Source organism: Streptomyces sp. NRRL S-31 (genome assembly GCF_000718775.1).
Taxonomy (GTDB): Bacteria; Actinomycetota; Actinomycetes; order Streptomycetales; family Streptomycetaceae; genus Streptomyces.
This window is the reverse complement of the sequence record NZ_JOCB01000115.1, coordinates 1-24,852: the sequence shown is the minus strand read 5'-3', so window position 1 is coordinate 24,852 and position 24,852 is coordinate 1. Positions and strand designations below refer to the sequence as shown.

25 protein-coding genes and 1 pseudogene are annotated in these 24,852 nt (G+C 71.4%); 5 read left to right on the top strand and 21 right to left on the bottom strand.

The genetic code is table 11. The features are described from left to right. From IF37_RS40020 to IF37_RS44685, 4 genes and pseudogenes are all read right to left on the bottom strand, one after another. A pseudogene (locus IF37_RS40020) lies at positions 1 to 809 on the bottom strand (peptidoglycan DD-metalloendopeptidase family protein); the annotation flags it as partial. 12 nt (positions 810 to 821) lie between these two features. Next, a complete protein-coding gene (locus IF37_RS0133370; RefSeq protein ID WP_030751398.1) occupies positions 822 to 1,811 on the bottom strand; it encodes an alpha/beta hydrolase family protein in 990 nt (329 codons plus the stop codon). A gap of 580 nt (positions 1,812 to 2,391) precedes the next feature. Next, a complete protein-coding gene (locus IF37_RS0133365; RefSeq protein ID WP_030751395.1) occupies positions 2,392 to 2,634 on the bottom strand; it encodes a hypothetical protein in 243 nt (80 codons plus the stop codon). Then, positions 2,631 to 2,783: a hypothetical protein gene (locus IF37_RS44685; RefSeq protein WP_158727430.1), complete on the bottom strand. Its 153-nt coding sequence runs from the start codon at positions 2,781 to 2,783 to the stop codon at positions 2,631 to 2,633. The genes IF37_RS0133365 and IF37_RS44685 overlap by 4 nt, the downstream gene beginning before the upstream one ends. A 486-nt stretch (positions 2,784 to 3,269) precedes the next feature. Here IF37_RS44685 and IF37_RS0133355 point away from each other — a divergent pair, with 486 nt between their 5' ends. After that, the gene (locus tag IF37_RS0133355) at positions 3,270 to 3,713 is read left to right on the top strand and encodes a hypothetical protein (RefSeq protein ID WP_253915923.1); all 444 of its coding nucleotides are present in this window, start codon (positions 3,270 to 3,272) and stop codon (positions 3,711 to 3,713) included. 67 nt (positions 3,714 to 3,780) lie between these two features. Here the strand turns inward: IF37_RS0133355 and IF37_RS0133350 are convergent, their stop codons facing one another. Together IF37_RS0133350 and IF37_RS0133345 are read right to left on the bottom strand one after the other, a co-directional pair. After that, a complete protein-coding gene (locus tag IF37_RS0133350) occupies positions 3,781 to 4,434 on the bottom strand; it encodes a YceI family protein (RefSeq protein WP_030751389.1) in 654 nt (217 codons plus the stop codon). A gap of 129 nt (positions 4,435 to 4,563) precedes the next feature. Next, the gene (locus tag IF37_RS0133345; RefSeq protein WP_030751387.1) at positions 4,564 to 5,469 is read right to left on the bottom strand and encodes a YceI family protein; all 906 of its coding nucleotides are present in this window, start codon (positions 5,467 to 5,469) and stop codon (positions 4,564 to 4,566) included. A 475-nt stretch (positions 5,470 to 5,944) separates the two neighbouring features. Between IF37_RS0133345 and IF37_RS0133335 the strand changes: the two genes are divergently transcribed. Beyond that, positions 5,945 to 6,331 (top strand): hypothetical protein, encoded by a 387-nt coding sequence (locus IF37_RS0133335; RefSeq protein ID WP_253915922.1) that lies wholly within the window; start codon positions 5,945 to 5,947, stop codon positions 6,329 to 6,331. Here the strand turns inward: IF37_RS0133335 and tatC are convergent. From tatC to IF37_RS0133305, 6 genes are all read right to left on the bottom strand, one after another. Beyond that, positions 6,321 to 7,142, bottom strand: coding sequence for a twin-arginine translocase subunit TatC (gene tatC / locus IF37_RS0133330; protein WP_037857637.1), 822 nt, complete (start codon positions 7,140 to 7,142; stop codon positions 6,321 to 6,323). The two genes, IF37_RS0133335 and tatC, sit on opposite strands and share 11 nt — an antisense overlap. A gap of 8 nt (positions 7,143 to 7,150) precedes the next feature. After that, the gene (tatA, locus tag IF37_RS0133325; protein WP_030751378.1) at positions 7,151 to 7,375 is read right to left on the bottom strand and encodes a Sec-independent protein translocase subunit TatA; all 225 of its coding nucleotides are present in this window, start codon (positions 7,373 to 7,375) and stop codon (positions 7,151 to 7,153) included. A gap of 141 nt (positions 7,376 to 7,516) precedes the next feature. Next, complete coding sequence (locus IF37_RS0133320) at positions 7,517 to 7,996, bottom strand: hypothetical protein (RefSeq protein ID WP_253915921.1); 480 nt, start codon at positions 7,994 to 7,996, stop codon at positions 7,517 to 7,519. Continuing rightward, entirely contained in the window at positions 7,993 to 8,421 is a 429-nt protein-coding gene (locus IF37_RS0133315; protein ID WP_030751374.1) for an ATP-binding protein, read from the bottom strand. Before IF37_RS0133315 ends, IF37_RS0133320 begins: the two co-directional genes overlap by 4 nt. 459 nt (positions 8,422 to 8,880) lie before the next feature. After that, on the bottom strand, positions 8,881 to 9,690 hold the full coding sequence (locus tag IF37_RS0133310) for an anti-sigma factor (RefSeq protein ID WP_030751372.1): 810 nt from the start codon (positions 9,688 to 9,690) through the stop codon (positions 8,881 to 8,883). Between the two features lie 25 nt (positions 9,691 to 9,715). Then, positions 9,716 to 10,318, bottom strand: coding sequence for a sigma-70 family RNA polymerase sigma factor (locus IF37_RS0133305; protein WP_052845508.1), 603 nt, complete (start codon positions 10,316 to 10,318; stop codon positions 9,716 to 9,718). A gap of 725 nt (positions 10,319 to 11,043) precedes the next feature. Here IF37_RS0133305 and IF37_RS0133300 point away from each other — a divergent pair. From IF37_RS0133300 to IF37_RS0133290, 3 genes are all read left to right on the top strand, one after another. Continuing rightward, the gene (locus IF37_RS0133300) at positions 11,044 to 11,340 is read left to right on the top strand and encodes a plastocyanin/azurin family copper-binding protein (RefSeq protein ID WP_030751367.1); all 297 of its coding nucleotides are present in this window, start codon (positions 11,044 to 11,046) and stop codon (positions 11,338 to 11,340) included. Next, positions 11,337 to 12,341 carry a metallophosphoesterase gene (locus IF37_RS0133295; RefSeq protein ID WP_037857634.1) on the top strand — a complete coding sequence of 335 codons (1,005 nt, stop codon included), beginning with the start codon at positions 11,337 to 11,339 and terminating at the stop codon, positions 12,339 to 12,341. Before IF37_RS0133300 ends, IF37_RS0133295 begins: the two co-directional genes overlap by 4 nt. Before the next feature lie 68 nt (positions 12,342 to 12,409). Then, positions 12,410 to 12,682 (top strand): hypothetical protein, encoded by a 273-nt coding sequence (locus IF37_RS0133290; RefSeq protein WP_030751360.1) that lies wholly within the window; start codon positions 12,410 to 12,412, stop codon positions 12,680 to 12,682. A gap of 16 nt (positions 12,683 to 12,698) precedes the next feature. Here the strand turns inward: IF37_RS0133290 and IF37_RS41050 are convergent, their stop codons facing one another. From IF37_RS41050 to IF37_RS0133245, 9 genes are all read right to left on the bottom strand, one after another. Then, positions 12,699 to 13,844, bottom strand: a complete 1,146-nt coding sequence (locus tag IF37_RS41050) for a hypothetical protein (RefSeq protein WP_052845507.1) — start codon at positions 13,842 to 13,844, stop codon at positions 12,699 to 12,701. Between the two features lie 54 nt (positions 13,845 to 13,898). After that, positions 13,899 to 15,461 carry a hypothetical protein gene (locus IF37_RS0133280; RefSeq protein ID WP_052845506.1) on the bottom strand — a complete coding sequence of 521 codons (1,563 nt, stop codon included), beginning with the start codon at positions 15,459 to 15,461 and terminating at the stop codon, positions 13,899 to 13,901. A gap of 297 nt (positions 15,462 to 15,758) precedes the next feature. Then, the gene (locus IF37_RS0133275; protein WP_052845505.1) at positions 15,759 to 17,273 is read right to left on the bottom strand and encodes a glycoside hydrolase family 32 protein; all 1,515 of its coding nucleotides are present in this window, start codon (positions 17,271 to 17,273) and stop codon (positions 15,759 to 15,761) included. Between the two features lie 3 nt (positions 17,274 to 17,276). Next, complete coding sequence (locus IF37_RS0133270; protein WP_030751349.1) at positions 17,277 to 18,788, bottom strand: glycoside hydrolase family 32 protein; 1,512 nt, start codon at positions 18,786 to 18,788, stop codon at positions 17,277 to 17,279. Positions 18,789 to 18,886: 98 nt separating this feature from the next. Next, a complete protein-coding gene (locus IF37_RS0133265) occupies positions 18,887 to 19,912 on the bottom strand; it encodes a LacI family DNA-binding transcriptional regulator (protein ID WP_030751346.1) in 1,026 nt (341 codons plus the stop codon). Next, the gene (locus IF37_RS0133260) at positions 19,909 to 20,826 is read right to left on the bottom strand and encodes a carbohydrate ABC transporter permease (protein ID WP_030751345.1); all 918 of its coding nucleotides are present in this window, start codon (positions 20,824 to 20,826) and stop codon (positions 19,909 to 19,911) included. Before IF37_RS0133260 ends, IF37_RS0133265 begins: the two co-directional genes overlap by 4 nt. Next, positions 20,826 to 21,701 (bottom strand): carbohydrate ABC transporter permease, encoded by an 876-nt coding sequence (locus IF37_RS0133255; protein WP_030751341.1) that lies wholly within the window; start codon positions 21,699 to 21,701, stop codon positions 20,826 to 20,828. Before IF37_RS0133255 ends, IF37_RS0133260 begins: the two co-directional genes overlap by 1 nt. Positions 21,702 to 21,751: 50 nt before the next feature. Beyond that, the gene (locus IF37_RS0133250) at positions 21,752 to 23,095 is read right to left on the bottom strand and encodes an ABC transporter substrate-binding protein (RefSeq protein WP_030751338.1); all 1,344 of its coding nucleotides are present in this window, start codon (positions 23,093 to 23,095) and stop codon (positions 21,752 to 21,754) included. A 55-nt stretch (positions 23,096 to 23,150) separates the two neighbouring features. Then, a complete protein-coding gene (locus IF37_RS0133245) occupies positions 23,151 to 24,581 on the bottom strand; it encodes a family 43 glycosylhydrolase (RefSeq protein WP_030751335.1) in 1,431 nt (476 codons plus the stop codon). Positions 24,582 to 24,852 lie beyond the last annotated feature (271 nt).

The window sequence follows — 24,852 nt, the reverse complement described above, 5'->3', positions numbered from 1 at the left end:
CGTCGCCGTTGGCGCCGACCGCGATGTCGTGGCCGCCGCCGCCGAAGGGTTCCCAGCCGGACCAGGCGCCGGATGGTGTGAGTTGGTAGCGGTGCCAGGGGTTCCCAGTCCGACCAGCCGCCGTTGACGCCTGTCTGCCAGGCGTGGTGGACACCGTCGGTCCCGGCGGCGAAGACCTCCAGCCGTCCGTCCGCCGAACGCGCCGACACCACCCGGCCGGACTCCGCCGGATACACCAGCGGGGCGGGATGCGGGCCGCTGCCCGGCATGCAGGGCATGTCCACACCGCGCTCCGCCAGATAGGGGATCGGGTCGGTGCGCACGCTCGCGCCCGCGTCCCCCCACACCCTCAGGTGCAGGTGCGGGCCGCTGGACTGGCCCTCGCTGCCCATCAGCGCGATCTGCTGGCCCGCCACGACGTGGTCGCCCACCTGAACGTCCCGCTGGTACATGTGGCCGTACTCGGTGATGGTCCCGTCGGGGTGCAGGATGCGGATCCACTGGCCGTACCCGGATTCGTACCCGGAGATGGTCACCTCGCCGTCGCCCACGGCATGGATCGGGGTGCCGTAGTCGTTGGCGATGTCGATGCCGTTGTGCTCCCAGCTGTAGTGCTGGGAGATGTAGCCGGCCGCCGGGCAGGCGGCGGCGAAACCGGCGGCGGCCCGGGCGGGGGACCCGGCGGGCGCGGAGGAGGCCCGGGCGGGCGCCGCCGCGGCGGCCGGGGAGGTCACCACCAGGCCGGGCACCAGGACGACGGCCGCCGCGAGCGCCCCGCGCAGGGCGCGCCGAGAGAGAGCGAGCAACACGTCAGGCCCCCGTCACGCCTTGCGCAGACGGCCGATGATGCCGTCGATGTCGCGCTGCATCATGTCGCGGCGGATGAAGTGGCCGCCGGGCAGCTCGTACGACTCGTGCGGGATCCCCGCCCCGTCGAGCAGAGAACGGAACTCCCGCTGTCCGGCGAGGACCTGGGTCTCGTTGACGGTGTCGAACCAGTTGACCGGGTCGGGGCTGGTGCCGGCGACCAGGAACACCCGCTTGTTGCGGTAACTCTCGATCCGCTGCACCGGGTTGTCGGCGCTCACCCGGGCCTCGTCCCAGAACGGCGCTCCGTAGATCGTGCCGCCGTTGAGGTCCAGGGCCGCGGCGGAGGCGTTGGCCCAGTGGCCGACGAGCCCGCCGTCGCGACGCAGGCTGGCCGGACCGGAGTGAGCGCTGACCGAGGCGAAGTGGCCGTAGTACTTGGCCGCGTACTTCAGCGCGCCGAAGCCGCCCATGGAGAAGCCGGCCACCGCCCGGCCGTCGTACTCGGCGTACGTCCGGAAGTTCGACTCGACCCAGGGCAGCAGCTGGTTGATGTGGAAGTGCTCCCAGTTGCGCGGCCCGGCATTGGAGCTGACGGGGTTGGAGTACCAGCCGGCGTGCCCGCCGTCGGGCATGACCACGATGATCGGCCGGCCGGCGGTCCAGTCGCGGACGCCCTCGCGGTCGAAGGTGATGAAGTCCTGGTCCGTGCCGCCGCCGTGGAAGAGGTACAGGACGGGGTAGGTGCGTCCGCTCCGGTGGTAGTCGTCCGGCAGCAGCACGTTGACGCCGGGGTTCCAGCCGATGGCGTCGGTCTGGAAGCGGTAGTACCACATCCGGCCGTCACTCTCGTTTCGGTCCACGATGCGCAGGCCGAAGCCGTCGTCGGCGGCCGAGGCCGTCGGCGCCTGCGCCAGCACTCCCGCGCCGCCCAGGGCGAGCGCGGCACCGAGGCCGCCGGCGGACTTGAGGATGCTCCTACGGGTGGGGTGGTGCGCGGTCAACGTGACCTCCTGGGACGCGTGGCAAGGCCGATCCGGCCGCCGCCGTGAGACGAGCGATTCGGAAAGTAGCGACGCGCGGTCCCGCCGGGGAACCCGGAACCTTCCGGACTGACAGACGCCGCGCCCGTGGGCTAGGCCCTGTCGTCGAACTCCCGCCTGCCTAGCGGGGCGGCAGGCCGGGCCCGTCCGCCGGTTGCGGGGCGCACCGCCCCAGGTCAGCCGCCTCCGCAGCAGACACCTCCCCGCGGTCGACGGCGCGAGGAGACCCCGGCCAGCGGCCCCGGTCCGAACTGCGACTGCGCTACGAGTCCGGCAAGTCGGGGAGCGCCGCCGACGCCGGCCCCCGTGTTCGCCATGCCCGCGGCCGTGCGGCGGAGCCGCGGCCACGCTACGGCCCGTGACGTGCGGGCGGCGGCCACGCCCCGGCCCGTGACGTGCGGGCGGCGGCCCGGCCGCTGCCCCGCCGGGCCGAGCCCTCCCTCGTCCGCCGCTCAGGCCCGTGCGCGTACCCGTCGGAGTCCGCGGCCACCGCGTGCCCGGGTGACGGCCTGTCGGGCGGCGTCGGTCGCGGCGGCTCCGCTCATCGGGTACGCGCCACGAGGAGTGGCACGAGGCCGGTGGTCTCGGGGTTCTGCCGGTAGGCGTTCCGGCGGGCGGCGCAGACGCTGCGCCGGGCGAGGCACAGCACTCCGGCCTGGACATGGCACTCCGGACAGGGCACGGAGTAGGCGCCCTGCCGGAAACGGGCGGCGGTCGCGTGCGCGGCGTCGTGGGCGGCGTCGGCGGCCGGCGACGGGATGACGGCGGTGGGCAGGGGTATCACGCGCGGCCGTCCTTCCGGTCCGGGACGGTGAGGTGCGGGCGCGCCCGGCCGGCCTCGACGGCCGCCGGCGCGGGGGAGCAGCCGAGGAGGTCGCGCGGGGCGGCGACGCGGCGGAGCGGTTCACCGGACACGGCCTGTCTGGTGCTCATGGAGGGCATCTCCTTGTTCTGTCGAGGTTCTGTGATGAGCGAACGGATCCTCAGTTCCTGTACGTCGAAGTGCCGGTTTCCTCTACCGTTCCCCCATTCAGGCCGGTCATCGGGTGCGACACCGCCGAAGCCGGCCGTCTCGGAGCCGGCCGGGCCGCCGAACTCGGCAGTGGGACGGAAACGGTGACGGCGGTGAGCCGCCCGGATCTCGTTAAGGCAGAGGAACCGTCGGGCAAGGGATTCTCCTGGATCATCGGAAGTTGATCATCGCAAGTTCAGAGGATGGTCGCACACGGGTGTGACACGGAGTTCCCGTCCGTTCCCGGGGGCCGGCCCCGCTGGGGCCCGTGTGTTGTCTCGTTCGGGTGAAGGTGCGGGGCGCCCATACCGAACGGCATTGCTCTTTGTCATCATTTGACCACCTACTGGCGTCATTGAAGGGTGGTCGTAGTGCACCTTCGCAGAGCTGCGTGTGTGGTGGCCGGAGTGCTGGCTTTCGCGGGCGCGGGCGCGGTCAGCGCGCAAGCGGTGACCCCGTGGAGCCCGGCGTCACCGGCACGGGCGGCGGGGCCGGGGGCGGTCAGCCGCCCGAGCAGTGATCACATCATCCGGCCGCGCGCCACGATCTGCCGGAACCAGGCGTGGACGTCGGGCAACGGGCGGGCTGCCCTGCGCATGCAGGAAGACGGCAACTTCGTCCTCTACAAGGACGGGCGTCCTGTGTGGCAGGCGCCCAACGCGTGGAGCCGCGGCAACTGCGCCGTCTTCCAGGAAGACGGCAACTTCGTGGTCTACGACGGCTCCGGGAACCCGATCTGGGCGGCCGACACCTGGCACCGGGGTGCCTACCTCGCGGTCCAGGACGACGGCAACGTCGTCGTCTACGACAACGCGGGCCGGCCGGTCTGGGCGACCAACACCGGCGACTGACGCCCCCGCCCGCCGTATCCCTCGTCGTCCGAGCCGGCCTACGGGCCGGCCGGCACCCCGACTCCGGCTAGGACGACGACCGGATCGCGGAGATGTCGAACTGGAGCCGGACCTTCTCGCTCACCATGGTGCCGCCCGCCGTGAGGCGCTGGTTGTAGACCAGGCCCCACTCGGTGCGGTCGATGGTGGTGGTGCCGTCGAAGCCGGCTCGCTCGTAGCCGAAGGGGTCCACGACCGAGCCGAGATAGTCGAGTTGCAGTTCGACGGGGCGGGTGACGTCACGGATGGTCAGGTCCCCGGTCATGCGGAAGGTCTCTCCGCCCTCGTGGATGGCGGAGGTGCTGCGGAAGGCCATCTCCGGGAAGCGGCGCGCGTCGAAGAAGTCGGGGCTGACGAGGTGCGCGTCCCTCTGTTCCACGCCCGTGTCCACGCTGGCGACCCGGATGACGAGCTCGGCCCGCGACTCGGAGGGCCGGTCCCCGTCGAAGTGCAGGGTGCTGTCGTACTCGGTGAAAGCCCCCCGGACCGTCGTGACCATGGCGTGCCGCACGGAGAACCCGATGCGGCTGTGCGGGCGGTCGATGGTCCAACGCCCGGTCAGCGCTCGAAGCGCCGGGTCGAGCGCGACACCCCGGGGCGTGGCCTCCGTGACGGAGGTGCCGGTGTCGACAGCCGGAGGCGGCTCGCCGACGGAAGTCTGGCGCCGGCTGAAGATACCCATGGTCGTGAACCCCTTCCCATCGGACACGATGTGCGGGTGCGCTGCCGGACGGCCTCGATCGGCACCCGTGGAGGACCGGAAGGCGCCCGTCGGACCGCGGCCCACCTCGGGCGCCCCCCGCGCGCGGGCCTACTGCGGCGGCGTGGGCGTGTCGTGGGTGCGGTACATCGCCTGCACGTCCAGTTCCAGTTGGACGGTCGGACCGACGACGGCGATGCCACGGGCCAGCATGGAACGCCAGTTGAGGGTGAAGTCCTCCCGGTGGAGTTCCGCCTTCGCGAGGGCCGCGCAGCGCAGTTCCTGCTCGTAGCCTCCGTTGACCATCCCGAGGTAGGTCGTGTCGAGACCGACGGAGCGGCTGGTGCCGTGCATGGTGAGCGTGCCGTGCAGGGTCCACTTGGAGCCGCCGCGGTGGGCGAACCGGGTGCTGGTGAAGTCGATGTACGGGTAGCGTTCGACGTCCAGGAAGTCAGCGGAGCGCAGGTGGTTGTCGCGGGTGTTGTTGCCCGTGGTGACGCTGGAGGCGTCGATGCGCACCGAGACCCGCGAGTCGGCCATGTTCGGCGCGACGCGGATGCCGCCCTGGAAACGGGTGAAGCGCCCGTGGACATGGGCCATGCCCACGTGCTTGGCGATGAACCGGATCGCGGTGTGCGGAGGGTCGAACAGCCAGGTCCCGGCCGTCGGAAGCTCCATCTGGCGGGCGGACTGGAGCGCGAGGCGCACCGGGGGCAGAGCCACCCCGGCGGCGATGTCGAGGCTCTCGCGGGCAGGCGACAGGCCGTCGGCCGCGACCATCACGCTGTAGGAACCCGGCGACAGCGTCGCGATGAAGTAGCCGTGGGGGTCCGTGATGCCACGCGTCACGAGCCGGTGGCTGTCCAGCGCGGTCACGGTGACCTCGGCTCCGCACATGGGCTGCCCCATGGGGTCGACGACCTCGACGCTGAACGCCCCGGCCCCGGGCGGCAGGGGGACCGAGATGCTCGGTCCGGCACCGCGGGAACGCCGACGTCGAAGCAGCCCGAGAGCCATGGAGTTCACCCTTCTTCACCTGCGTCACCGTCACGCGACCCGCTCAGACGATTACGTTCGCGGTCGCCAAGAATCGTCGGCGACAGGAGGACGGACGCGGAACCAGTAGTTCGTCAGACGATCATAGAGCCCCCATGAAGCCCGCCTGGCGCGGGTGGCTCGCCTCGGTGTCCAAGCGGTGCAAACCCTCCTCGCCGGTGACCACGGGGTCACATATCAGTACATCGACCGACCATATCGGCACACCTCGACTGGGCTGCTTTGCAGCAATGCTGTGGTGAAAGCGCGGAACGGAACCGGGATATTCACAGCCGGTCTGCGGTTTCACCACGGACCTGACACAGGCGGGCGGGCCCCGCCTCCCGGCCGGGGCCGAGGTCGTCGGCCGGGCGCGGCCACGGCGTTCCGTGCGCTGTGCCTGCGAAGACCACGACGGAGCATGCGGGTCGGACCGGCCGCGTGCGACGATCGTGGTGTGGACATCCCCGATTCCTCGTTCCGTCGGCGTCTGCTGATCGAGTCGCTGACCCTGTTGGCGGCTGACGCCCGGTCCCAGGTCGCCTGGCTCGACCGGCACGGTGTGGTGACCGATGAGATCGCTCTGGACTTCGCCCACGCCTTCGACATGGCCGAAGCCCTGGTGGACGCGGGGCGACTCGGTCCCGGTGTCCTGCCTGACCTGCGGGAGATCGATGCCGTTCTCGGCGCGATGAGCGGTGCGGAGAACGCCGGTCGATGGACGAGGGAGGCGTTGTCTGTCGACGAGGGGTGGAGTCGGACGCGGCGGCTGGCCCGCCGGGTACTCGTCGCCGAGCTGGGTGACCGGCGGCAGCCGCTGCCGGAGATCTCGGTCATCCGGTGACGGGCGCCGCTCTTCGGGCCTTGCGCCGGTCACCGAGAAGCGAGAAGACGACGGCGGCGAAGTAGAGCGCCCAGATCGGCGCGGCCAGCGCCAGCATGGTCAGCGGGTCCGTGCTCGGCGTCGCCACGGCCGAGAAGACCGTGATCCCCACGACCGTGCCGCGCCACCGGCCGAGCATCCGCCGCCCGGACAGCACCCCGGTGAGGTTCAGCATGACCAGCAGCAGCGGCATCTCGAAGGAGAGGCCGAAGACGACCACCATGCGGGTGACGAGGTCGAGCAGATCGTCCAGGGGCAGCAGGTTGTCCACCCCGTGCGGGGTGAAGCCGATCAGCACCCTCGCCGTCCTGGGCAGCACCTTGTAGGCGAAGAAGGCGCCGCCGAGGAACAGCGGGACGCCCGCGCCGACGAACGCGTAGGCGTACTTCCGCTCGCGTTCGTGCAGGCCGGGGGCGACGAACGCCCACAGCTGGTACAGCCATACCGGAGAGGCCAGTACGACGCCGGCCGTCAGCGACACCTTCAGCGCCAGGGTGAAGGGCGCGAGCAGACCGTTGACCGTGATCCGCGCGCAGGTGGTGTCCGAGGTCCGCTTCGCCAGATCGGCGAAGGTCGTCGGGCAGCCGACTGAGTCCAGGACCGGCCTGGTGAAGAAGTCGATGATCTCCTTGTAGGAGAAGGCCGCCGCGACCGTGACGACCAGGATGGCAAGGACGGCCTTGGCGAGCCGTTCGCGCAGTTCACGAAGGTGCTCCGCGAGCGGCATCCGCCCCTCGGGGTCTCTCTTCTTGGTGCGGGCCGACCGGAGCACGCCATGTCCTAGCGGCTGGTCGTGCTGTCCGGAGGAGCGGTGCGGTGGGCGTCGGTGTCATCGGGGGCGTCCGAGGCGCCGTCGTCCTTCAGGGCCCGGGTCTCGCTCTTGAGGATCCGCAGGGACCTGCCCAGCGCCCGGGCGGTGTCGGGCAGCCTCTTCGAGCCGAAGAGCATCACCACCACCGCTATCACGATCAGCAGGTGCCAGGGCTCCAGCGCGTTGCGGAACATGGGTCCTCCTTCTTGTCGAGCCGGTACGGACTGGGTGTCGAGCCGGTCCGGACTTCGTGTCGAGCCGGTATGGACTGGGTGTCGAGCCGGTCCGGACTTCTTCTCGGGTCGGTACCGACTTCCTGTCCGGTCGGCGCCGCATCAGGTTCCGGGGCGCCCGGCGGCCGTCCAGGCGGCGTACTCCTGGCGGACGTAGCGGCGGGCGGCGGCGAGCGTGATCGCGTCGGGCCGGTGCGGACCGGCCACCAGGTCGGGATGGCGGCGGTCGTGCAGGACGAGTTGCCCGGCGGTTTCCTCGGCGGCCGCGACCGGGCCGGGGCCGGGCGCCTCGAGGGCCAGCCGGTCCATGAGGGCGGCCCGGCGCAGGAGTCGGACGCGTTCGGCCGCCGTCGCACCGGCCGGGGAGCCGGTGCCGGGTCCGGCCCGGCGGCCGTCGCGTTCGGCCTCGAGGGCGAGCACTCGGTGTATCTCGCGGCGCAGGTCCGGCGCGTTCGCGTACGCCTCGTGCGGGGGCGGGACGTCGATGCGCTCGCCGTTGTCCGGGGTGGCGTCCACGCCCACACCTCCGTTGGTGCGCGGGGGCCGAAGCCGCAGCTCGTGCGGAACGCCCGGCCCGGTCATGACGCGCACCTCAGGCAGGCGCGGACTTCGCGGCCGCCGCGTGTCTGGTGGGCCTCGGTCGACTGGGCGAGGTACTGGACGATGCCGGTGCCGCGGCCGTGTTCCTCGGAGGCGAGGTCGGGGCGGTGGCGCTCCACCGCCATGCCGGAGTCGGTGACCACGATGTGCAGGGTGCCGTCGTCGAGGACGAGCCGCAGGGTCATGCGCTCGCGGCCGTACCGGGCCGCGTTGGCGGCGAGTTCGTCGACGATGAGCACGGCGGAGTCCCGCTCGCTCGCGGATACGTGCCAAGCCTCCAGCAGATCGGCCGTGAAATGACGGACGGCGGAGACGTGCGCCTCCTGTGCGGGCAGGGTGAGCAGCGCCTCGCGGTGGCAGGGCTGGCCGAGCAGTGGACTCGGGCGGGAGGAGTCGGTGACGAACATGGTCTTCTGGCTTTTCTGTGCTGTGCGGAGACCGGAACGGGGGATCACCAGCGAATTTCGGATTGTCGGTGAGCCGGATTCTGCAAAGGCGCGCTCATCTGGTTTCACGGGTGACGCATGCTGAACGGTTCGGACCCTTCGCCGCTTTTGCTCGACTTCTTGGGGGTCGCGTCGACTTCTTGGGCATCGCGTCGAATCCTTGGGCATCGCGGCGGAGTGGCGGTCCGGCGGGGCTCACCCGCCCCCTGACACGGCTCGATGCCGGAGCCGGACGGCACGGTGATACCGGTCGGCGGCACGGTGACGACGGGGGTACCAGTCGGCGGGACGGTGTTACCCGTCGGCGGGACGGTGTTACCGGTCGGCAGTGGTGGTCACGAGCGTGCCCGGGGCGCGGGAGGTGTCACGAGCACCGGCACGTCCGTCCGGGGGCCGGCACGTCCGGCGGCCGTCGTCGGGTCACGCCCGGATCGTGACCAGTTTCTGGCCGTCGTCCCCGAGGATCTCGAAGTGCTCGATGGCCTCGGGTGCCATGGCGACCGCCCCGGGGATCACGGTCCCGGGAGGGTACTGGCCCGCCCACCAGGTGCCGGCGTACGCCCTGGTGCCGCCGGGGCCGACCGCTTGCAGCCGGCAGGTGGTCCCGGCGGGCGCCCCCTTGGCCGTGACCTGGAGGACACTGCCCCAGGCCGAGGGGGAGACCTTCACCGAGGCGGAGACGCCGGTGGAGGAATCGGTTCCGGAGAAGGTGCGGGTGACCGCGGACGTGCTCGCCCCGGGCGGTGTCGCCACGCTGCCCACGGTGCCGACGGCGGCCAGCCAGGTGCCGCCCGCCGCTGCCGCGACCAACACCAGCGAGGCGGCCGCGCCGGCCAGTTGCAGACGCCAGGTCCTGCGGCGCCGGGTCGCGGCCTGCTGGAGCAGTCTCTCCAGCACACCTCCCTCGGGCGTCCGCGGCGCGGCGGACGCCGCGGGCGTGGCGGGCACGGCGGGCCGTTCGGGCGAAGAACCCCGCGTGCCCTCCTCGCCCGCCCGCGCCACCAGCCGGTCGGCCAGGTTCCCGTCGTCCGTCGGCACCGTCCGGCCCGAGGCTTCCGCCGGGGTCACCGTCGCCAGCAGCGCGGGCAGTCCCGCCAGCTGGGCGTGTTCGGCCTGGCACTCGGCGCAGCCCGCGAGATGGGCACGCACCTGCTCCGCTTCCGCCGAGGACAGCATGCCCAGGACGTACGCCCCCAGCGCCAGCCGCAGATCGTCGTGCTCCGCGCTCATGACCGCCACCTCCCGCACGCCGCCGTCACGGCTCGATCCCGCGTTCCTGTAGCGCCAGCCGCAGGGCGTGCAGGGCGTAGTACGTCCGCGACTTCACCGTGCCCAGCGGGATGCCCAGCACCCGTGCCGCCTCCGTCATGGTCCGGCCCTGGTAGTAGGTCTCCAGCAGCACCGCGCGGTGGTCCGGGGACAGGGATCGGACAGCGTCGGCGACCGCCCAGCTCTGTAGTGCCATATCGATCTCGTCCTCGCCCGGGTTCTGCTCGGCGGCCCGTTCCAGCGCCTCGCCGCCGGCCTCGGCAGGCCTGGCCTGCCGGGCCCGGTGGGCGTCGATGACCAGGTGCCGGGCCACCGTGCACAGCCACGCCCGGGCCGGGCCGCGCGCGGGGTCGAACGCGGCGGGATGCTGCCATGCCCGGAGCAGTGTCTCCTGCACCACATCCTCCGCCCATTGCCAGTCTCCCGAGGTCAGTCGCAGCACGTAGTGGAACAGGGGTCCCGCGTGCTCCGCGTACAGGGTGCGCAGCAGTTCCTCGTCCGCGGTCGAAAGGGTCCCTTTACCAGAGACACGGTCCGCGGAGCGATCCGGATGGGTCCGCGGACCACGTTTTCGGGAACTCCAGGGCATGAGCCGATCATCGCGTACATATACGGCTTTGTCCTGTAACACACAGAACGGCGTGATGACGCTCCGCGAGCGGCGCGGGCGAGGGGCTCCGGGTCCCCCGCCGGACCGCGTGGCACCGCCGGTGCCCGGAGTGAGTGGAGCCTGGTAGGCGGGCCGACCTGCGGCGAGACCAAGAGGTCCAGGAAAAGTGCCGCTCCGTCGAACCGTCGGGCCCCCGTCGTCCGTGGAGCCGGTCGAGAGCCGACGTACGCGCTCCTCCTCACCGATTCCCCGTGCGCCCCCGCGACGAAGGAGGGATCAGGGGCGGCCGGGATACGCCATACGACGGACACGCTCCCGGCGCCGTCGAGGCTCACCCCGTCCCCGTCCCGGTGAGGGCCACGCGCCCCCGGAAACGGCTTCCACCACATGTGCCCGCGGAGGCGTGCGCCGAGCCGGCGCACACTCCGTCTCCGCCTGATCGATCGAGGAACGGAAACACCATGCACCTGCACCTTCGCACGCCAGGCCGGCGATCACGCGTCGCGACCGGGCTGGCCGTCGCCGTCATCGCCGCCGGCGGCGCACTGGGGCTCAGCTCCTGCGGCCAGTCGTCGCACTCCTCGGCCACCGGCGCCGGCGCCATCACACCCGGTCCGGGTCAGCACCGGATGGCGGGGATGCCCGGCGCTACAGGGTCGGGGAGCGCGCCCGGTGCCTCGCCGATGCCCGGCATGAGCATGCCCATGAGCCCCTCGGACACGGGCGCGCCGGCCGCACCGGTGACCGGCGACGCGGTGGCGATCAGGAACTTCGCGTTCTCCCCGGCCACGCTGAAGGTCAGCGTGGGTACGACGGTGACGTGGGCCAATGAGGACACCGACGCCCACACCGTCACCAGCACCGGATCGGGCGGCCCGTTGCGTTCGGCCGCCCTGGCCACCCACGCCACCTACCGCCACACGTTCACCAAGCCCGGCACCTATGCCTACCTCTGCACCATCCATCCGTTCATGACCGCCAAGGTGGAGGTGACCCGATGACCGGTCACTGGAACGACTACGACCACGACGGGGCACCGGCCGACGACACCGGCCGGCCCGGTACCGAGAACGGTATGAGCCGACGCCAACTCATGCGGCACGCGGCCTGGTTCGGGGGCGCCGTGGTGCTCACCGTGGCCGGCGGACAGGTGGTCAGCCAGGTCGCCGAAGCCCGGGACGGCACCGCCCCGGGCATGGCCGGGGCCGCCGCGGACAACGGCGCGCTGCGGTTCGTACAGGTCTCCGACAGCCACATCGGGTTCCAGGGCCCGGCCAACATGGATGTGGCCGGCTCGTTCTCCGAGGCGATCCACCAGGTCAACTCCCTCGGATTCCGGCCCGACTTCGTGATGCACAGCGGCGACCTGACCCACCTGTCCACGGCAGGGCAGTTCGACCAGGTCAAGCAGATGATGACCGGTATGAGGACGGACCGCGTCTTCACCGTGCCGGGCGAGCACGACTCCATCGGCGACGCGGGCCGTGCCTACCGGCGGACCTTCGGCACGGGCACGCTAGGCGACGGCTGGTACAGCTTCGACACCCATGGCGTGCACTTCATCGCCCTGGTCAACACCATGAGCCTGGAGAAGCTCGGCCACCTCGGCAACGCCCAGATCGACTTCGTCCGCAAGGACCTCGCCGGGCTGTCGTCGGACACCCCCGTCGTGGTCTTCAGCCACATCCCGCTGTTCGCCATGTACCCGCGGTGGGGCTGGAGCACCGACGACGCCCTCAAGGTCATCGCCCTCCTGCGCCGCTTCGCCTCCGTCACCTGCCTCAACGGGCACGTCCACCAGCTGTTCACCAAGACGGAGGGCAACATCACCTTCCACTCCGCCACCACCACCGCCTACCCCCTGCCCCACCCCGGCCGCGCTCCCGCCCCGACCCCGCAGGTCGTCCCCGCCCGGCAGCTCAAGGCGGCACTCGGCATCCGCACCGTCGGTTACCGCCGGGGCGACCGCGAACTCGCCGTCAAGGACGAGCGGCTGTCCTGAACAGCCGAGGACTCCTCGGCGTGTTCGGGTGCGCCTCCGCCACGAACCCGCAACCAAGGGATACCCCCATGTACCTGGAACCGCGCCCGGGGATCGCCTGGCCGAGCCCGCGCCTGCGCGAACTGAACGACGCCGTACGGGCCGTGCTCGCCCTCGACGACGACACCGCCGTCGTGATCCGTCAGCTCGTCGGGGGCGAGGACGGCCACCCACCGCTGGAGACCGTCGTCACGGTGCTGCCCATGGACGGCGAGGCCCGTCGCTGGGTGCTCCACCGCCCGGCGGAGCAGATCACCGAGAGCGAGCTGCGGGCCGCCCTGCTCCGCCACCGGCAGGACTGACCGGCCCCCCCTCTGCTCAGCGGCGGCGGGTCCAGGACGTGGCGAGGGGAGCGGCACGGTAGCCGGGGAACGACGCGGCGCCGAGGTTCCGCGCGACCGCGGCCGGCTCGGCGGGCGCGGGGACCACCTGCACGCAGGCGTTCTTCGGCTGTGTGGTGCTCTGTCCGAACCGGCAGGCCACCCCGGTCAGTTGGACGGTGATGAAGTCGGCGATCTGCCCGCCGAACCGGATGGGCTTCCCGTTGATCTCGATGTCACCGACGGTGAAGCCCTTCCCCCGGGGCACCTCGTAGACGCACCGCACGGGGTGGGTCGCGTCGCCGCGCTGTCTGACCCAGTAGTCCTTGGGATCGGAGCCGTCGGGGGTGGCCCAGCCGTCCGTGGCCAGTTCGCCGAAGTAGAGACCCACCGGGTCGGCGAGGGAGACGTCCGCCTTCTGCCGGGCCAGCTCGTTCACCGCTCCGCCGATGTGCGGGTCGCTGTTCCGCTCGGGCGCGCCGTACTTGCCGCAGTGGATGAGTTCCTGCTCGGTGGTCAGCTCGCGGCCGTCGATGACGCGCACGTTGGTGGCCGCGGCCGCGAGTTCGATCTCCGCGCCCAGATTGTTGTTGGTCTGGATCAGATGCATGGCTCCGTCCGTCGTGGAGTCGTTCCACCGGTTGCGGGGGTTGTAGGTGCCGGTGGTTCCGAAGAGGTCGCCGTGCCGGACGTCCGGGCCGATGTGCGTCCGGTAGAGCTCGAGGACCCTGGCGGGGTTCGACTGGGCGAGCAGATGCCAGTACTCGGGGCCCTCGCAGGTGAACATGACCTTGGTGATCTTCCCGGTGGCATCGCGGGTGACGCTCCACTCGCAGTACTCGTCCTGGACGTCCCGGCTGGCGTCGGCCCGCCGCCACCGCTGGGCGTCGGACAGGGACTGGATCCTGACCAGACGGGGGAAGGCCGTCCAGGTGACGGTGGCCTCGGCGGCGTCGGCCGCCGTGTCGGTCTTGGTCAGGTTGTAGAACTGGCCGCGCGGGCTGTCGTTGAGCACCTGGTGCGGATCGGGGCCCGCGATCGAGCTGTCGACCAGGTCGCAGATGAACATGTTCCAGGCCTTCAGGCCGGTCTCGTCGAGATCGTCGAGGTGTCCGGGCGGGCCGTAGGAGGCGAGCAGGCTCATGAGGCACTCCTTCAGATGGGTGGCCGGGGACGGGCGAACGGACCCGGGCGGCTGTCAGGAGGCGGGCGAGACGGTGCCGTCGTCGTTCATCCTGAGCCGCGGTGCGTCCCCGGGGATGTTGGTGGTCGGCAGCGTCAGCTCGAACTCGTTGAGCCGCATCGCCTTGAAGTCACGGCGGCGCGACTCCGCCAGCCGGACGTAGTCGTCGAACCCTGCCGACTCGCGGATCCGTCGACCGATGTGACCGAGGTAGTCGTCGATCCGCTGGGCGAAGGACTTCGGCCACATGTCGTCGGCGAGGACCCAGTCGGCGGCGAAGCGGCGTTCGGGGCTGTCGGACGGCAGACTCGCGGCGGCTTCCAGGATCGCCTGCGCGATGTGGTCCTCCAGCTCGGTCACGGCGGTCGGCGTGGTGGGGACATGGGCCATCAGCCGTTCCCGGACGGGGCTGAAGACCGGGTTGGTGAAATCGACCATGAGCGCGCAGGCGGCGAACTTGGCCGTGATCAGGCCCCGTTCCACCATCTGCCGGACCACGTCGTTGTCCTCGCAGGCCGGCTCCGGTACGACGAAGGCGAAGAAGGTGTCGCCCGGCTGGGAGAAACCGCTGCTCTTCTCCTCCAGGGCGAAGCCGAAGGCGGCGAGGCTGTCGACGTAGTGGGCGGCCGGGGCCCTGGGCGGAACGGCGGCCGTGACGGGCAGTTCGAGATCGCCCAGGAGCGCGTCGCCGTTCAGCCAGAGACCCGGGGGCAGCAGCAGGTCACCGCCGGCGGCGGTGATCGTCGAACTCTGGGTCGCCGTACTGGCCAGGTTCACCGCGGTCGTGGTGAACAGATGGCGCATCAGCTGCTCGGGATGCTCCACCGTGCCGTCCTGCGTGACGGCTTCCAGCCGGGCGGAGGTCCAGCGGCTGATCAGCGCACGGACGGTCAGCTCGAGGTTCTCGGCGCCGATGACCTGCTGATACAGCGGGTCGAGACGGAAGGGGTCGTCCGGGGCCAGACGGATCTGCGCCGCCTGGGACTGCCAATTGTTCCAGGGCGCCTTCAGCTCCTTCATCACGACGCTGCCGTTGATGTGGCTGTCGAAGCAGCCGTTGCCGCGGGAACCGGGGGCGAGAGCGGACCACGAGTTGCCGGCCCACACCCACACCGGGCTGATCCGCATGTAGTAGTTGAAGACCTTCGCGGTCCGGTCCCAGGCGGCGACCTGGAGGAACGACGTGGCCGGATCCTCGTTCGCCCCCGTGCTGACCAGCAGGTCCACGTCCCGGCCGGTGGCGGCGCGGGCGACGACGAACCGGGTGGCACGCGGCAGCTCGGGGGCCGAGCCCGGCGGGATCTGCCCGGCCTCGCCGACCAGGTACACGGACTGGTTGGTCCGCGTGGCCGGCTCGGGCAGCCCGGCGAGGAGATCCCGCGCCGTCGGCGGGAAGACACCCCTGCGGAAGAACAGCTCGGCCATCGGGTCCCCCAGCCCCGCCGACTCCTGGGCGTCCAGCGGACGGGCCTGCCGGTCGACACCCACCACATAGCGGTACAGCCTCGGCGCCTCCCGCTCGTCGACGTCCGCGCGGCCCACGGCGGCCCGGACCGCGTGGCTGGTGGGGTGTGGCATCCCGGGAGGGGAGCCACGGGCCTCCGCGGCGCGAGCCTGCTGCAACCAGGCAGTCGCCCGGCGATGCTCTCGTATGCCGTCCACCGACTCGACCTTTCGTCGCCCGCGTCTCTCCGGCGAGGTGGCAGCGGTGCGTCAGGAGGAGCTTGAGTGCCTGGCACTCCATGACCAGTCTCCCTCAGCCGAGGGCATGTCGCATCCGTGGCCGTGGCCGTGGCTGTCTCCGACCGCGAGGGTGGCGGGCCGCCCCGCGAACGGTCCGCGGCCTGCCGGTCGACCAGCGGAGCGGCCCCCACGTCACGCGGAATCCCGTCCCGGACCGTCCGGACCGGTCAGGCGCAGGGGGCCGAGCCGCCAGACGTCCGCCTCGACGGTCGCCTCACCGTCCCCCGCCGCCATGGCCAGCAGCCGCCACGGGGCCCGGCCCGTGGGATAGAAGCGCAGGGTGAGCGTCCGCCCGTCGCCGAGGAAGACCGTGGCGACGGAGTGGTCGACGATCACGCTCACCTCGATGCGCTCACCAGGGGCCGCCGCCCGCGGGATGCGCCAGGCACCGCCCTGTGCGCGAGGGTCGAGCGAGGCCCGGCCGCGGTCGGCGACCAGGTCCCCGGTGACGGGGTCGAGCGCGATGTCGAGCCGTTCTCGGCCGTCCCGCGTGGTGGCCAGACGCAGACCGGCCGCCGCCCCGCCCGGGGTGCGTTCCAGTCGTGCCCGCAGGGTGAAGGCCGCGCCGGTCACCGCCATCCCGCGGCTCTCGCCTCCGGCCACCACGGTCCGTACGGCGGCGATCCTCTCCTCGCGCAGTGCCTCGATCTCGCGGGCCGGTCGCTGCCGTACGGTGCCGTCCCGGTGCAGGGTCAGCTCGCGTGGCACGGTCAACAGGCCCGCCCAGCCGACCTCTTCGGCCCAGGAGCTGTGGGCGCCCACCCGCTCGGCGTCGCGGGCCTCCCAGGACCAGGCCCACATGAGCCAGCGGATGCGCCCGGGACCGTCGGGCGCGGCCAGCAGGGCGGGGGCGTAGAAGTCCGGTCCGTGGTCGAGGCGGTGCGGCGAGCCCGCGTGGAAGGCGGTGCCGTCGTCGCGTCCGGTGTGGACGGCGGTGCGGGCGGCGCCCGTGACGGGGTCCCAGGCGCTGATGAGCAGGGCGCCTCTACGGTCGTCGAAGGCGGCGTACTGGACGCATTCCCAGCCCTCCTCCGTGTCGCCGCCTCCGGGCAGGGGCTCCGGGGAGCGGGCCAGGAAGGGACCGGTGCTGCGCCAGTGCCCGAGGTCGTCGGAGACGTACTGCCAGGCGGCTCCCCGGCCGTCGGTGAGGGCGGCGCCGACCAGCATCCGCCAGCGGTCGCCGTCCCGCCACACGTACGGGTCGCGGAACATGCTCGTACCGTCGGGAGCCTCGCCGACCAGGAGGCCGGGGTGCTTGCGGAAGGTACGGCCGCCGTCGCGGGAGACCGCGCAGGCGACCGGCTGCCACCAGCGATCCTCGCGCCGGGCCGAGTAGAAGGCGACGAGTTCCCCGCCGGTGCTGATCGCGTTACCGGACCAGACGCCGCCCGCGTCCTCGCCCGCCGGGGTGGGGGCGAGGGCGACGGGCATCCGCTCCCAGTGCACCAGATCGGGGCTGCGGTAGTGGCCCCAGTGCATGTGGGCGTGCTCGGTGCCGTACGGGTTGTACTGGAAGAAGAGGTGGTAGTGGCCCTGGTGGAAGACGAGTCCGTTGGGGTCGTTGACCCAGTTGCGCGGTGGTCTGAGGTGGGCGACGGGGAAGTGCGGGTCGGCGGCCGCCGGGTCCTTTGCCGTTGCTCGGTCCACGGGCTAGCCGATCTCTCGTACGGTGATGCCCGAGAAGGTGCCGTCGCCGCCGTCGGCGTAGAGGCTGATTCCGGTGTCGCCGGGCTGGAAGTAGACCTGGTGGGACAGGACCGTGTGGCCGGCGTTGACGAAGACCTCGACGCTCTGCCGGTCCACGAGGACGCGCAGGTGCACCGAGCGGGCGGCGGGGTCGATCGGGGCGTTGCTCTGGCCGTGACCGCCGAAGGAGTAGTCGGCCCGGTCGGAGGGGCGCCGGTCGACGTAGACCGAGCCGGCGTAGACGCCGATGTTGGTGTGCCGGGTGCCGTCGGCGGAGCGGCCCACGGAGAGGCCGACGTTGGTCGCGGTGTCCCAGGCGATGTCGAGTTCCAGGTCGTAGGAGGCGCCCGCGTACGGCAGCACGACGCTGCCGCCGGTCGTGACGTCGTCGAGCGTGACCGTGCGGGTGGCCCGGTCGCGCAGGGCGGCGACCGGCTGGGACAGCAACGTGTACCAACCCTCGGGCTGGCGGGCCAGGCGCAGTTCGCGGACGACGGACATCTGTCCGTTGTAACCGTCGCTGACGTCCGTGGGCACGGTACGGGCGGCGTACTGCCAGTTGTTCATCCAGGCGAGGGCGTACCGGCTGGTGTCGGGGGCGTCCGCGTCGGGCCAGGTGACGGCGGCGTACCAGTCCCAGCCCCAGTCGAGCCACTGCGGGTCGGGCTGGTCGGAGGTCCAGGAGGTGCCGTCCCAGCGTCCGGTCCAGTAGGCGTACGTGTCGGGCAGGCCGCTGTAGTCGCCCTGGGTGCTGGCGCCGAGCACCCAGTGGGCGGTGCCGTCGTCGGCGGTCATCTCGAACAGGTCGGGGCACTCGAAGCCGCCGATGTTCGGGGTGGCGTAGGTGAAGACGGAGGTGTGGGTCCAGTGGATCAGGTCGGGTGAGGTGTAGAACCACATGGACTGTTGGCGGCCGATGACCGCGACCCACTCGCCGCGCGCCGCGTCCCAGTGGATCTTGGGGTCCCGGAACCAGTCGCTGTGGTCGGGATTGTCGATCACCGGAGGGCCGTAGGCGGTGAAGGTGTACCCGTTGTCCGTGGAGTGGTAAAGGTACTGCTCCTGTTCGTAGCGGTCGCCGCCGGTGGGCTGGGTGGCGAGGACGACCAGCGCGTTCTCGCCGAAACCCGCGGTGTCGTGGCGGTCGAGGACACCCGACCCCGTCCACACCGGGAAGTCGGCGCGCACGAGGGGGATCGCCGCGCCGCGATCGGTGAAGGAGACGGAGTCGGCCGTCGTGGCGTGCTGCCACCAGCCGGGCGCGTTGTTCTGGTCGCTGTGCAGGTAGTACAGGTGGTACTCGCCGCCGGCGAGGACCGGGCGCTGCGGGTCGCTGAGCCAGCCGGACGGCGGTGTCAGGTGGTAGACCGCGCGCAGTGAGCCGGCGGCGGACGCGGCCGGTATGCGGGTGGCCGCGGCGGCGACGGCGGCCACACCGAAAGACCGCAGCAGGGCACGTCGGGAGAGGTGAGGCATGGGGCGATCCCTTCGGGCGAATCGGTGCAAATGGGGCGCGTGTGGGAATGGGGCGGTGATCGCTGACCGGGGAACGGAACAGAAGCGGCGGAGAAGTGTCAGACGGTGGTGGCCGCGGCGATGGAAGAGCGTTGCACGGGCGGGCAGTTCACCGCGACCGGGTCCGTCCCGGCGGCCTCCAGCCCGAGCAGGACCCGCACTCCGCGCCGGCCGAGTTCCTCGTGCGGCAGGGCCACCGTCGACAGCGGCGGACGCAGGTGTGCGGCGATGATCTCCTGGTTGTCGAAGCCGACGACCGACAGGTCCTCGGGCACGCGCAGCCCGCGGTCGCGCAGACCGTCGTAAAGGCCCATGGCCACCCGGTCGTTGTGGCAGAAGACGGCCGTCGCCTCCGACCGGATGATCTCGCGCACCGCCGCGAAGCCGCCCTCCTGGTCGGGCCGCACGTCGAAGACCAGTGCGGGATCGAACGCGACGCCCGCCTCCGCGAGGGCCCGGCGGTATCCGCGCAGCCGTCCCTCCCGGGCCGGTGAGGCGGTGAGCGTGTTCAGGAAGGCCACGCGGCGGTGGCCCCGCTCCAGCAGCATGCGGGTGGCGTCGTGACCGCCGTCGGTCTCGTCCGGGACCACGGCGCGTACATCGGCGTGCCGGCTGAAGCAGTTGACCAGCACGGTGTCCGACGCGGCCAGTTCGTCGGGCACCTCCACCTCCCGGTGGTACCACGTGGAGTAGAGGATGCCGCGCACCTTGTGCTCCAGCATCATCGAGATCGCGCTGGCCTCGGCCGCCGCGTTTCCCTCGGTGTTGGCCACGAGCAGGACATGGCCGTGCTGCCACGCCTCCTCCTGGGCGCCGTGGATGATCTGGCCGGCGAACGGGGTCGAGGCGATGGCGTCGGCGACCAGGCCGATGAAGCGGGAGGAGCCCTTGACGAGGTTCTTCGCCATGGCGTTCGGCCGGTAGCCCAGCTCGTCGATGGCGCGCAGGACCCGCCGGCGGGTGTCCTGGCCGATCCTGGCGTTGGTGTCGTTGACGACGTGCGAGACGGCGGAGACGGACACCCCCGCCTCGCGGGCCACGTCCCGCATGGTGACGGCCCGCCGGGCGCCCCGATCCTTCTTCATCCCTTGGTCGCTCCGCTCTCGAGCCCGTAGATCATCGCCTTGTTGAGGACGAGGAAGAGCAACAGGAGCGGCGTCACGGTGACGCAGACACCCGCGAAGGTGGCGGTCCAGTCGGTCTTCCCCATCGCACCGATGTAGTTTTGCAGGCCCACGGGGATGGTCTTGTGCCCCTCGGAGAGCACGAAGGTGTTGGCGAAGACGAAGTCGTTCCAGATGAAGATGCTGTTGACCATCACCACGGTGACGATCGTGTTCACCGACAGCGGCAGCGTGATGCGCGCGAAGACGCGGTACGGCCCCGCCCCGTCCAGGGAGGCGGCCTCGTACGTCTCCCTCGGGACGTAGCCGAAGAACGAGGAGAACAGGTACAGCGACATCGGCAGTCCGAAGCCGGCGAGCGGGATCATCATCGCCGGATAGGTGTCGAGCAGGCCCACCCCGGCGTAGTCCACGAACAGCGGCACCAGGGCGATCTGCACCGGTACGACGATGCCGAGCAGGAACAGGCCCCGCACCGCGCCGCTGAACCGGAAACCCAGCACCTGGAGCGCGTACGCGCCCATCATCCCGCACACCACGATCAGCACGTCCGCGCCGGCCGTGACGACGAGGCTGTTGAGGATGTAGCGGCCGAGGTCGGCGTGGTCGAAGGCGCGGGCGAAGTTGTCCAGCGTGAACGAGGTCGGCAGGCTGAACGGGTGGGCGGACGCGAAGTCCCCCTCGGCGCGGACGCTGCTGAGGAACAGCCACACCAGCGGGTACACCTGGACCACCGTCAGCAGCGCGACCACCACGCGCGACAGCACGCGGTACGCGTGGCGCCGCCCGCCCCGGGACGTGGGCGGCCCGGCCGGGCCGGCCGGACGGCGGCCGGGGCGCGGGAGCGGACGGGAGGGGAGGAGCGTGGACGTCATCAGGCAGCCTTCCGCCGCAGCACGAACAGGACCAGCCCCACGGCGACCAGGCTCTCCACGACGATGAACACCGACATGGCGGCGGCGTAGCCGTAGTCCGTGCCGAGGAACGCCGTCTTGTACATGTAGGTCGTCATCAGCTCGGAGGACTGTCCGGGGCCGCCGTTGGTCAGGAGGTAGGGGATGTCGAAGCCGCGCATGGCGTAGGTGACCGCCATGATCGAGGTGGTCAGCCACACGGGCCGGATGTAGGGGAAGCGGATCCGGGTGAAGACCTGCCACGGGTTGGCGCCGTCCAGGCGGGCGGCCTCCTCCAGTTCCCTGGGCACCGTCAGCAGTGCCGCGTAGAGGATCACCGTGTACAGACCGATGAACCGCCAGCCCTCGGGCGCGGAGACGGCCACCAGGACGGTGTGCACGTCGGAGAGCCAGGGGCGTTCCAGGGCGTCCAGCCCGACCAGGTCCAGCAGCCGGTTCAGCGGCCCGGCCGGGTCGGCGGAGTAGACGCGCTGGAAGAGCAGGGCGATCGCCACCGTGGAGATCATGGTCGGCAGCAGGAACAGCACCTTGACGACCTCGCGGCCCCGGGTGAGCGACAGCAGCAGACTCGCCACGAACAGCCCGCCGCCGAGCTGGAGGACCAGGCACACCGCCAGGTAGCCGAGCTGGTTGGTGACGGCGGTCCAGAAGTCGCCCTCGGTGAGCATGAACGTGTAGTTCGACAGGCCCGCGAAGCGCAGGTCGCCGATGCCGTCCCAGGTGAAGAAGCTGAGCACCAGGGACTGCACGATGGGCAGCAGCACCGCCGCGCCGTACAGCAGCAACGGTGGCGTCAGGAACACCGCGACGGAGAGCTTGGAGCGGGAGGGAAGCATGGCGGCCCTTCTGGTGCCCGCGGGGCGGGGCCGCGGCGGGGCGGCGGCGGTCACCGGGCGTACCTCGGCGCGTTGCGGCGGATGACGGAGTCCATCGTGGAGACGAACGCCCGCGGGGACATGTCACCCTGCACGAGCAGGACGAGGTTCTGCTGGAACTTGGTGTTGCTGGTCGGATCGAGCTGGGTGTCCCACGGCATCGCGATCCGCTTGCCGACGGCGCCCGCGGCGGCGACGGCACGGGCGTACAGCGGGGTGGCGTCGTCGGGCACGACGGTCCTGGCGTCCGTGGTGGGGGCCAGCTCGCCGGCCGCCGCGTACCGGGCCGGGTAGCGGGTGAGCGCGAACTTCAGGAAGTCGCGCACCAACGGGTCGTAGGTCCGCGCGTTCACGGCCATGCCGATGCCCGACGGGGTGACGTACTCGTTCGACGCGGTGACCGGGTCGTGGGTCGGCGGCGGGGTGAAGAAGTCGACGTCGTCGCGGACCTTCGCGTCGAGCGCGGTGGTGGCGAGGGACGCCAGGTCCCAGGTGCCGGTGTAGTAGACGGCGGCCCTGCCGGAGGTGAACAGGTTCTGCGCGTCGGCGTAGCCCACCGAGGAGAAACCCTTCTGGAAGCAGCCGGCCCTGCCCAGCGTGCCCAGCCACTCGGCGGCCCGGCGTCCGGTCCGGTCGCCGAGGCTCGCCTCGCCCAGCTTCAGCCGGCGGATGTAACCGGGTCCGGCGGTGCGGAACGGGTGCAGTGCCGCGTACCGTTCGAGCGGCCACTGGTCCTGGCCGTCGAGCGCGATGGGGGTGACCCCGGCCCCGCGCAGCGCGCGGCACATCGCCGGGAAGTCGTCCAGTGACGTCGGGACCCGGACGCCCGCCTCGCGCAGGAGCGCCTTGTTGTAGAAGAAGTACTCCGCCTGGTATTCGAGGGGGATCAGGTACAGCGAGCCGTCGTCGAACCGCTGGTAGTCCAGCGCGGCCGGACGGTACTTGTCGTAGAGACCGAAGTCGCGCAGCAGTGCGGCCGCGTCCATCATCCGGCCCGCGCGGGCGAGCCTGCGGGCGAACGGGGTCGCGTCGGAGTCGAACAGCTCCGGCAGCTTTCCGGCGGCGGCCAGCGTCTCGTACTTCTGGATGTACGACGGGCGGTCCGGGGTGGTGACGAAGTCGAGCCTGAAACCCGGATGCGCGGCGGCGTACTCCCGGGCGAGGGCGCGCATGGTGGTGATGACGGCGCCGTCGGCGGGGTGGGAGAGCAGCCAGGTGATCGCGTGGGGCCGCACGGCACCGGCCGGGGCCACGTCGGTGGGGGCGACACCGCCGCCGCGCGTCGCGCAGCCGGAGAGCGACAGCAGCAGGGACAGGGTCAGCGCCACCACGGCGGACGGGCGGGACCTTCTCACGGTGTGCCTCCGGACTCCGGTGCGTGAGGGCTCGCGGGGTGCGTCGGCCGGGTCGTCATGAGTGATCGCCCCGCACCCGCAGCTCCAGGCCGCGCAGTTCGGCCGTCCCGTCGGTGACGAAGAAGCCGGCCCGGCCGCCGCGCAGGTCGTACAGCCGTGTGCTGAGACACACCTGGCGGTCCAGGACGATCACCGCCAGGTCGCCCTCGGCCAGCACTTCGAGGGTGTGCGTGCCGCCGCTCAGGTCGGCCGGCCGTTCGAGTTCGACCAGGTGAGGCACATCGCCGGAGATCTGCCACTGGGCGTCGCCGGTGCGCCGGCGCGGCCACCGGTCCAGGACCATCCGGCCGCGCCGCGGCTCCAGCCGGATCACGTACCCGCGGTCCCCGTCCGCGCTCGCGTGCAGCACCAGGCCGTACTCGGCGGTGCCCGGAGCGACGGTGAACGCGGCGCGCAGCACGTACTGTTCGGGCAGTGTCTCGGTGCCGACGGCGACGCGGTGTCCGTCCGGGGCCGACAGGACGGTGGGCGCGAGCCCCGTGGGCACCTCCCGGCCGAAGCTGTCGAGGACCTCGGCGGGCACCGCGAACGCGAGCGTGCCGTCCGCGTTCTGCCGCGCCTCCAACAGGGAGAGGGTGCCCGCCCATTGCCAGGCGCCGTCGTCGGTGTCGCCTTCCCGGCTGGCGATCCACCCGGCGAAGATCCGTCTGCCGTTCCAGTCGGCGGACTTGGCGGCGTAGTAGGCGCGTCCGTCCACCGTGTCGCGCACCGGCGCCGTCCAGGGACCCCGCGGGTCGCGCGCCATCCGGTAGCGGGTGGTGAAGGCGTCGGAGAACTCCGAATACACCAGGTACCACCACTCGCCGAGGGCGAACACCTCGGGACACTCGTGTGCCACGTGACGGCGAGGGTCCCAGAAGGGCGCCGTCCGCTCCCAGGCGACCAGGTCACTCGACTCGTACTGGGCGATCACGCCCCGGCGGCGTTCGGGCCCCTCGGTGTGGCGGGCCGTGATCAGCATCCGCCACATCCCGCCGGGCTCGTCGAAGAAGACGAACGGGTCGCGCCAGTCCGCGGTCTCGTAGCCCTCCCCGGCGCCGAAGGTGTGCTCGGGATGCTTGGTCCACGAGGTGAGGTCACCCTCGCCGGTGGCGTGCATCACGAGTTGGAGGGGCGCCCCGTCGGCGCCGCGGACCGCCGGGTTCTGCCCCGTGTAGAAGAGGTGGTACCCGCCGCTCGCGTCGCGGACGACGCTCCCGGTGTACGCGTTGAAGTCGGAGTCGCCGTCCGTGCCGTGCGGCAGGGCCGTGCCGTGGTCCTCGACGTCCAGGAGGTCGCGGGTGACCGCCAGCGACCAGGAGGTTCCCGGCTTCGGCGTCTCCCGCCGCTCGTGCAGATAGAAGAGGTTCAACTCGCCGTCCCGTGCGAACGGGATGACGTCTCCCACCCATCCGTCGGGTGGCTGAAAGAACACGCGGCCTTGCATGCATCCTCCTGCTCAAACGTTTGAGCGGGATGCTATGGCTGCCCTGACGCGTGGTCAATCGTTTGAGCAGAGAATGTTTTCGCCGTTGTCGCGAACAGGTATCGGGGGCGTGTACGGCGACGGGCGTGAGCGTGGTGGATTCCTTCCTGGCGGACCTCGCGTGGGGGGCGGCACTTAGAACTCCTAACGAAATGATCTTCGAGGTGGTTGGATCAGTTCGGAACTGGTGATCCGGGGGTGTGGGGTGGCTCGGCCGAAGCCGTGGGAAGTC

Bases quoted from the DNA above. Each gene is read 5' to 3' on its own strand.
- tatA (WP_030751378.1), bottom strand. From the start codon at position 7,375: ATGTTCCGCAACGCGCTGGAGCCCTGGCACCTGCTGATCGTGATAGCG.
- IF37_RS44685 (WP_158727430.1), bottom strand. From the start codon at position 2,783: ATGAGCACCAGACAGGCCGTGTCCGGTGAACCGCTCCGCCGCGTCGCC.
- IF37_RS0133280 (WP_052845506.1), bottom strand. From the start codon at position 15,461: ATGCCACACCCCACCAGCCACGCGGTCCGGGCCGCCGTGGGCCGCGCG.
- IF37_RS0133290 (WP_030751360.1), top strand. From the start codon at position 12,410: ATGTACCTGGAACCGCGCCCGGGGATCGCCTGGCCGAGCCCGCGCCTG.
- IF37_RS0133265 (WP_030751346.1), bottom strand. From the start codon at position 19,912: ATGAAGAAGGATCGGGGCGCCCGGCGGGCCGTCACCATGCGGGACGTG.
- IF37_RS0133320 (WP_253915921.1), bottom strand. From the start codon at position 7,996: ATGACCGGGCCGGGCGTTCCGCACGAGCTGCGGCTTCGGCCCCCGCGC.
- IF37_RS0133310 (WP_030751372.1), bottom strand. From the start codon at position 9,690: ATGAGCGCGGAGCACGACGATCTGCGGCTGGCGCTGGGGGCGTACGTC.
- IF37_RS0133305 (WP_052845508.1), bottom strand. From the start codon at position 10,318: ATGCCCTGGAGTTCCCGAAAACGTGGTCCGCGGACCCATCCGGATCGC.
- IF37_RS0133345 (WP_030751387.1), bottom strand. From the start codon at position 5,469: ATGGCTCTCGGGCTGCTTCGACGTCGGCGTTCCCGCGGTGCCGGACCG.
- IF37_RS0133270 (WP_030751349.1), bottom strand. From the start codon at position 18,788: ATGCCTCACCTCTCCCGACGTGCCCTGCTGCGGTCTTTCGGTGTGGCC.
- IF37_RS0133315 (WP_030751374.1), bottom strand. From the start codon at position 8,421: ATGTTCGTCACCGACTCCTCCCGCCCGAGTCCACTGCTCGGCCAGCCC.
- IF37_RS41050 (WP_052845507.1), bottom strand. From the start codon at position 13,844: ATGAGCCTGCTCGCCTCCTACGGCCCGCCCGGACACCTCGACGATCTC.
- IF37_RS0133295 (WP_037857634.1), top strand. From the start codon at position 11,337: ATGACCGGTCACTGGAACGACTACGACCACGACGGGGCACCGGCCGAC.
- IF37_RS0133300 (WP_030751367.1), top strand. From the start codon at position 11,044: ATGAGCCCCTCGGACACGGGCGCGCCGGCCGCACCGGTGACCGGCGAC.
- IF37_RS0133245 (WP_030751335.1), bottom strand. From the start codon at position 24,581: ATGCAAGGCCGCGTGTTCTTTCAGCCACCCGACGGATGGGTGGGAGAC.
- IF37_RS0133260 (WP_030751345.1), bottom strand. From the start codon at position 20,826: ATGACGTCCACGCTCCTCCCCTCCCGTCCGCTCCCGCGCCCCGGCCGC.
- IF37_RS0133255 (WP_030751341.1), bottom strand. From the start codon at position 21,701: ATGCTTCCCTCCCGCTCCAAGCTCTCCGTCGCGGTGTTCCTGACGCCA.
- IF37_RS0133350 (WP_030751389.1), bottom strand. From the start codon at position 4,434: ATGGGTATCTTCAGCCGGCGCCAGACTTCCGTCGGCGAGCCGCCTCCG.